This is a genomic window from Amphritea opalescens, from assembly GCF_003957515.1.
Classification (GTDB): domain Bacteria; phylum Pseudomonadota; class Gammaproteobacteria; order Pseudomonadales; family Balneatricaceae; genus Amphritea; species Amphritea opalescens.
In genome coordinates this window covers 97,454-104,155 of record NZ_RQXW01000013.1, presented here as the reverse complement: position 1 = coordinate 104,155, position 6,702 = coordinate 97,454, and the positions used below count along the sequence as shown (strand labels likewise).

The following is a 6,702-nucleotide window of genomic DNA, read 5'->3' as shown; positions in this document are numbered from 1 at the left end:
AACTAAGCAATGAGGTGGGGAGCCCCTCTACACACGAAGTCAGAAAAACTGCTTCAAGGAGCGGGCGGCTTCCCCAGAAACGATTACCAATGATAAATAATCGTTGAGACTAAACATACAAGGAGCCCCTTCTAGGGGCGATAAATAGAGACGATAAAGCTTAGATAAACAGGTAAAAACAAAAAAAAGGCGCAGATAGGCCCTCTCATAACGGTTTTTAGGTCTGATTCGCCCTAAAGCTTTGCTGGTACAGGTACAGGCACATCCGCACGCTGCTGAGCCTCCACCAGCCGTCGCGCTTCCGCTTGCTGTAGCAAAAAGCCACTCGGCGCCACTAACTGAATGCCCTGTTCTCCGATATTCGGCAAAGCTTGCGCAAGATAACGGAGGGTCACTGGATAAGGGTGGCCGATCAAGACCGCAAAACCCTGCTCCTGCGCCAGCCTGATGCCATAACGGAACTGTTTATCGACAAAAGCGGTAGTCTGCTCATGATCGAGAAACACATCCCGCATGAGCCAAGGAATGCCTCGAGAATAAGCCGACTTCCAAGCCACCGTCTCACTGGTGGTACGGCTATCGAGAAAGAATAACCCTTCCTCTGCCAGCACTCCCATGACCCAATCCATCTTCTGTCGCCGCTGGGTGAGTAGACTGCCCATATGGTTATTCACACCCGATACATGGGGTACGGCGGCAATATCATCCCGCAGCACTTTTTCCAGTTGTAATCGATTGAGATCATCCGTGAGCGCGCCAGGCCCTAAGCGTAAATGGGCAGCATTGGCCATCGGCGCATGCAACATCACCTCTTTTCCCCGGCGGAATGCCAGTTCGGCGAGATCAACACTGTGAGGCGTGTGAGGTAAAACAGAATAAGCGATGGGACCGGGCAGATTAATCGCGGCGGTCCCTTTTTCGAGGTTATTACCGATATCATCGATGATGATAATCAGTCGAGCTGGCGCCTGCTCAGCGTTAACAGGCAGTGCCAATGACAACCAAAACAGGCTTGCTACAACAGATGTAGCAAGCCCATTATGCCGCCAGATAGTTCGTATCACTGATTCTCGGTTTGCGCAGCGTCAGGTTGATTACGATCCGCTGTTTGCGCGCCAGAGCGCACCACCGCCAGTCCTTTCAATAAGTTGAGTGCTTCATAAAGCTGGAAATCGTTCTCAACAATGGACACTAACGGCTCAGAGGGATCGACTATCTCCGCTTTGGCATTCTCGAGGTGACCGCTCAGATCTCTCTCTTTAATGAAGTTACCGGACTCCTTGAGGTTAACATCCGCTTCCGCCACATAGATATCCGGCACAATGCCCTGCGCCTGAATAGAACGACCTAGAGGGGTGAAGTAACGAGCCGTCGTGAGCTTTAATGCTCGCTCTTTGGTCAGGGGTAATATGGTTTGCACCGACCCTTTACCAAAGCTATCAACCCCCATAATCACCGCCCGTGACTGATCCTGAAGCGCACCGGCAACGATCTCTGAAGCCGAGGCAGAGCCCTGATTAATCAGCACTACGATCGGTACATCGTTATCGACGAGGGTTCTCTGTGTTGCGTTATAGCGCAATTCAGAGTTAGCAACGCGCCCTTCGGTATACACAATCAGCCCTTGATCCAGAAAAGCATCACAGACCTCAACCGCCGCCCGTAGTACACCGCCCGGGTTGTTACGCAGATCCAGCACAATACCGCTCAATTCACTTTGTGCTTTGAGCTTTTCAATGGCTGACTGAAGATCGTTACCGGTATTCACCTGAAACTGAGTGATACGTAGATAACCGACGCCGCCACCTAGTAAGCGCTGCTTCACACTGGCGACACGAATAATGTCCCTGACGACAACAATCTCAAGTGGTTTATCTTCACCCTCTCTAATAACTGTCAATACTAGCTCAGAACCGGGCTTACCACGCATCAGCTTAACCGCATCGGTCAGCCCCATGCCTTGCACCGGCTGATCACCGAGCTTAACGATAAGATCACCGGCTTTGACGCCAGCGCGCTGTGCCGGAGTGTCATCAATCGGCGCGATCACTCGAATAAAGCCATCTTCCAAGCCAACTTCGATACCTAAGCCGCCAAATTCGCCACTGGTATGACTTTGTAAATCAGAAAAGGCATCCGCTTCAAGATAAGCCGAGTGAGGGTCAAGCCCTGCCAGCATACCGCGTACCGCATCTTCTAATAACTTAGCGTCGTCAACCGGCTCGACATAAGAGTTTTTAATACGTTCGAAGACTTCAGTAAACAAACGAATCTCTTCTAGCGGGATACTTTTAATCGCCTCACTGTCAGGCGTTACATCCGCAGCCAACAAAGGTGCAGCTGCCCCGCTCAACAGGCAGGTCAGCAACAGAGGTTTAGTCAGGCTGGATAGCTGTTGCTTCAGCGTCATGATTCATCCTTATTTAGACATCTGTAAAATATTAAAACAGCATAACCGCTACTGCTACCTTCTCGCCAGCCATTTAAGCGGATCGACTGAATTTCCCTTATAGCGTACGGCAAAATAGAGCCCCGACACACCGTTACCACCACTACTACCCACGGTCGCTAGCTGATCCCCAGCGGAGACCCATTCACCAACATCACTCAACAATGATTCATTATGGCCGTAAAGACTCATATAGCCAGCCCCGTGATCGACGATGATCAGCAAGCCATAGCCACGCAGCCAATCGGAGAAAACCACCCGCCCATGATGCACCGCTCGCACAGGCTGACCACTATTGTCTGCCAGCAGAATACCTTCATAACGAATACCATCCCGCGTATTACCAAAGCGCTGTACCAGCTTACCCTTTGCTGGCCAAGGCAAGCGCCCTTTCAGTTCACGAAAGGCCCGTTCATCACTGCCAATAGCGATTTTTTCAATCGAAGCTCTAATCTGCGCCAACAGTTTTTCTAATCGTTGCTGATTCCCTTTTAGCGTTTTCAGTTTTTGGCTGTCACTGCTGAATTTTTTATCTAACTGACTCAACACCACTCGGCGCTCTTGACGCACAGTCTCTAGATCGGCGGAACGCGCTTTGAGCAGATCTCGACGATCAAAAATCCCCTGCTGTGTTGCCCGAATGGCTTTTTCAGCATCCTCTAAACGCACCAGACCCACACGGAAAGATTCGAGCCGTTGGGTCAGTGTCTGATTAATGCGATCATAATAGTGCAACATCCGCGAAATTTGTTCCGGATCTCGTTGCGTCAACAGCAGTTGTAAGCGGGGTTGCTGTCCGGTTTTATACTGCTGCCGCAGTTGTCTCTCTAGTCCAACAGCCTGCTTTTGCAGTGAGGCCAGTAACGGCTTTTTCTCTTGTTCTAGGGTCTTCAGGCGAGCTTCCGCACTTTGCAGCTGTGAGTTAAGACGCAAAACCTCCCGAGTTAACTCGCCGATACTCTGATCGGTACGACGCAGCGCTTGTTGGGCAGAGGAACGCTTTCCCTGCAGCGTGCTGAGGTTTTTACTCAGTTTGGCAATTGTTTTCTTTAACGAAGCTATTTCAGCCGCCGTCGCTTTCTCCTGCGCCGCAAATAACGGCGGTGTCAGGGATAACAATCCAGCGAACACGCATAGGATTAATCGTTTTGTCAGCATATACAAACAGGCCGTTCATAGAACGGCCCAAATCCTCAGCTTATCTCAGCCAGCGAATGGCCGGTCATCTCTGGAGGCTGTTTTAGCCCCATCAGTGCCAGAATGGTGGGAGCCAAATCACAGAGTGCGCCATCTTGCAGCTGCAGCTGTGATTTACGCGGACCATCATAAACCAACGCAACCGGCCACAGGGTATGTGCCGTATGCGCTTGACCCGTTTTCGGATTAACCATCAACTCAACGTTCCCGTGATCCGCCGTGATCAAGGTTTCTCCGGCCACTTTTTGCATCGCTTCGAGCACTCGGCTGATACATTGATCCACCACCTCAACCGCTTTTACCGCCGCCGCAAAGTTCCCAGTATGGCCAACCATATCAGGGTTCGCAAAGTTACAGACGATCAGATCAAACTTACCACTCGCGATCGCCTCAACCAGCTTATCGGTGACCTCTGGCGCACTCATTTCCGGCTTTAAATCATAGGTTGCCACATCCGGAGAGGGCACCAAAATGCGCTCTTCACCCACATAAGGCTGCTCTTCTCCTCCGTTAAAGAAGAAGGTGACATGGGCGTACTTCTCCGTTTCAGCAATCCGCAGCTGGGTTTTATGCTGCTTGGACAAAAAATCACCGATGCTATTCAGTAACTTCACCGGAGGGTAAGCACAGCTCGCTGGAATATCCGCCGCGTACTCCGTCATCATCACATAATCAGACAACGCAGGTGTCGCACTGCGGACAAAACCATCAAAGGCCGCATCCACAAACGCACGGGTAATCTCCCGCGAACGGTCTGGGCGGAAGTTAGCGCAGATCACCGCATCATGATCTCGAATCAAGCCTTTTGGCTGCCCGTCCTCACCTATAATGGTGGTCGCCTGAACAAATTCATCATTTTCGTCGCGCTCATAGGCATGATGCAACGCTTCTAACGCTGAGGTTTCATAACAAGGTGCCTGTCCAGTCGTCATCGCATCATAGGCTAATTGCACGCGGTCCCAACGATTATCCCGATCCATCGCAAAATAACGGCCTACGATTGTGGCGATAGCGCCGGTACCCAGTTCTGCAAACTTCGCCTCAGCCGCTTTAATCGAGTCTTCGGCACTGCGAGGGGGCATATCACGACCATCCAAAATACCGTGCAAAAACACCTTTTTAGCGCCCCGCTTTACTGCCATCTCTAATAGGGCAAATATATGCTGTTCATGGCTGTGCACACCGCCGGGGGATAACAAACCGGTAATATGTACCGCACCATTGGCCGCAACAGCTTTATCGATAGCGCCGGTGAGTACCTGATTGTTATAAAAGGTCCCCTCTTCGATCGCTTTATTGATGCGGGTAAAGTTTTGGTACACCACTCGGCCAGCACCGATATTCATATGACCCACTTCAGAGTTGCCCATCTGTCCTTCCGGCAAACCCACGGCTAGGCCCGAGGTGGCGATACGACTATGTGGCGATTCTGCCATCAACCGATCCCATGTAGGGGTAGAGGCGGCGGTAATCGCACTGGAGTCGGTGGCTTCCACACCGAAACCATCGAGAATAATTAACGCTTTAGGGGATCGCTGATCAGTCATAGACGTTCTTTTCACTCAGAAGTTGTTGTAGAGTTTGAAGCTGTTAAACACAGCTAGCCCAGTGGGCGGATATTTTACTGACAAAAGACACTAATGGCGAATACTCCCCGCAAAGCCGCGAGTAAGTTCCGAAAATTACCTGTCATATCCGATATCTCGATCATTCAGCCTTTTTCCTCGCTATTTACGCCCTGCGGCTGTTACCTGTTGCGCTTTGGCAAGGTATACTTACCCGCTTTAAAAACTATCATTACGATCAACTTAGATTTAAAGCTCTAAATAAAGAGCGCAAATTTAAGCTTCTTCGAAACTGGCCGGATACAGAGAATGGAACAACTGCTCGATTTCATCACCAATAATATTATGCTGGTAGCGGCTTGGGCTTTAACCCTGGCGATGTTGCTGTGGACCGAACAGAATAAAGCAGGCAAGTCAGTGGGTACCCATGAAGCAACCCGCCTGATCAATAAAGACAATGCCGTTATTCTAGATATCAGACCGAAGAAAGAGTTTGTCACCGGCCATATCACCGATGCCGTTCATATTCCGGTCACAGAACTCGACACACGTATGACCGAGCTGGAGAAGCATAAGCAGAAACCCATTATTGTTGTCTGCAATATCGGCCAGACAGCCGGTGCCGTCAGCAAAAAGCTGAAAACAGCCGGCTTTGAAAATGTTGTACGCCTATCCGGTGGCATGACAGAATGGAAATCACAAAGTCTACCGGTTATTAAATAGTCATGGCGAAAATAACACTATACAGCAATAGCTGGTGCCCCTTTTGCCGCAGAGCCAAGATGCTACTCGATAGCAAAGGCGCGGCTTACACTGAGATCAATGTTGAAGCGGTCTCCGGTGCGCGGCAAGAGATGATTAAACGCAGCGGCCGAACCTCAGTGCCGCAGATTTTTATCAACGAACTCCATGTCGGCGGATGTGACGATCTGTTTGCCTTAGAACAAAAAGGCAAGCTAGAAAAGTTACTCGCTGATTAATTCAATTATCAGGATATAAAACCATGGCAGAGAACGATCAGAGCACACAAGAACAACAAAACCCTCAGTTTGCAATTCAGCGTGTTTATCTGAAAGATGCATCTTTCGAAGCACCTAATTCACCTAAAGTATTCACTCAACAGTGGAAGCCTGAAATCAATCTGGATATGAATTCAGCAACGGCAACACTGGACGAAGGTGTATTTGAGGTTGTTCTGACCCTGACAGTTACCGCTAAGAATGATGAAGACACCGCCTTTCTGGTCGAAGTACAGCAAGCAGGTATCTTTACAATTACAGGCCTTGCCGATGCAGAACTGCATCACACACTAGGCGCATTCTGCCCAAGCATTCTGTTTCCATATGCGCGTGAAGCGATTGATAATATGGTTAACAAAGGCAGCTTCCCAGCATTGATGCTATCTCCGGTCAATTTTGATGCACTGTATGCACAACAGATGCAACAGCAAGCTCAAGCAGCTAGCGAAGAAGCACCACAGCACTAATACTG

At 49.9% G+C, this 6,702-nt stretch carries 7 protein-coding genes; 3 read left to right on the top strand and 4 right to left on the bottom strand.

Annotated elements, in window-relative coordinates:
- Positions 1–233: 233 nt before the first annotated feature.
- From EH243_RS13975 to gpmI, 4 genes are read right to left on the bottom strand one after another with little or no spacing between them, the layout of a single operon-like run.
- Positions 234–1,064, bottom strand: a complete 831-nt coding sequence (locus tag EH243_RS13975) for a divergent polysaccharide deacetylase family protein (protein ID WP_126159295.1) — start codon at positions 1,062–1,064, stop codon at positions 234–236.
- Positions 1,061–2,410, bottom strand: a complete 1,350-nt coding sequence (locus EH243_RS13970; protein WP_126159294.1) for a S41 family peptidase — start codon at positions 2,408–2,410, stop codon at positions 1,061–1,063. The genes EH243_RS13975 and EH243_RS13970 overlap by 4 nt, the downstream gene beginning before the upstream one ends.
- Before the next feature lie 54 nt (positions 2,411–2,464).
- The gene (locus EH243_RS13965) at positions 2,465–3,607 is read right to left on the bottom strand and encodes a murein hydrolase activator EnvC family protein (RefSeq protein ID WP_126159293.1); all 1,143 of its coding nucleotides are present in this window, start codon (positions 3,605–3,607) and stop codon (positions 2,465–2,467) included.
- Positions 3,608–3,642: 35 nt separating this feature from the next.
- Complete coding sequence (gene gpmI, locus EH243_RS13960) at positions 3,643–5,193, bottom strand: 2,3-bisphosphoglycerate-independent phosphoglycerate mutase (RefSeq protein ID WP_126159292.1); 1,551 nt, start codon at positions 5,191–5,193, stop codon at positions 3,643–3,645.
- Positions 5,194–5,520: 327 nt separating this feature from the next.
- Here gpmI and EH243_RS13955 point away from each other — a divergent pair, with 327 nt between their 5' ends.
- From EH243_RS13955 to secB, 3 genes are read left to right on the top strand one after another with little or no spacing between them, the layout of a single operon-like run.
- Positions 5,521–5,934 (top strand): rhodanese-like domain-containing protein, encoded by a 414-nt coding sequence (locus EH243_RS13955; RefSeq protein ID WP_126159291.1) that lies wholly within the window; start codon positions 5,521–5,523, stop codon positions 5,932–5,934.
- Between the two features lie 2 nt (positions 5,935–5,936).
- The gene (gene grxC / locus EH243_RS13950; protein ID WP_126159290.1) at positions 5,937–6,191 is read left to right on the top strand and encodes a glutaredoxin 3; all 255 of its coding nucleotides are present in this window, start codon (positions 5,937–5,939) and stop codon (positions 6,189–6,191) included.
- A 23-nt stretch (positions 6,192–6,214) separates the two neighbouring features.
- Complete coding sequence (gene secB, locus EH243_RS13945; protein ID WP_126159289.1) at positions 6,215–6,697, top strand: protein-export chaperone SecB; 483 nt, start codon at positions 6,215–6,217, stop codon at positions 6,695–6,697.
- Positions 6,698–6,702 lie beyond the last annotated feature (5 nt).